This is a genomic window from Bartonella capreoli, assembly GCF_902813205.1.
Lineage (GTDB): Bacteria > Pseudomonadota > Alphaproteobacteria > Rhizobiales > Rhizobiaceae > Bartonella > Bartonella schoenbuchensis.
The window spans coordinates 1-440 of sequence record NZ_CADDZX010000236.1 but is presented as its reverse complement, the minus strand read 5'-3'; the positions used below and the strand labels follow the sequence as shown (position 1 = coordinate 440).

1 pseudogene is annotated in these 440 nt (G+C 42.7%); it reads right to left on the bottom strand.

Annotated features, from left to right (window positions below):
• Positions 1-239: pseudogene (locus tag J7R05_RS08225) on the bottom strand (DUF4175 family protein); the annotation flags it as partial.
• Positions 240-440: the final 201 nt, after the last annotated feature.

The following is a 440-nucleotide window of genomic DNA, read 5'->3' as shown; positions in this document are numbered from 1 at the left end:
ACAAAAGCTTTTGTCACACTATAATCATCATCCAGCTCATACTGAAGTTCTAACGAACCAGTCAAAATCCGCCCTGGTTTTTCCAGCCAACGAATTGTTGGCGGCTGATCTTTAATCACCTGCAAATGCCACTGCTGTTGCTTGTGACGTGATGAAACAAACAATCCTATTGAATGTTTTAAATGTATTTAAAAATGAAAAATGTAATCATTCAAATTCCCTTTTTCTTTTTTTTTTGATCCAGAAATTCCCCCTTACCAATATACAACTTGTCTTTCTCCTTTTAAAGCGTTTTTCGCCCATCTCCTTGCTGTCCTCCACCGTCCCCCTCCCCCTCCCCCGAATTATATCGGTTGATCTCCATCGCCTGATCCGCCACCGCCCCCCGCTTGGATCTCAACAATGGTTTCATCGGTTATCCAATCTGGCCACACAATCCT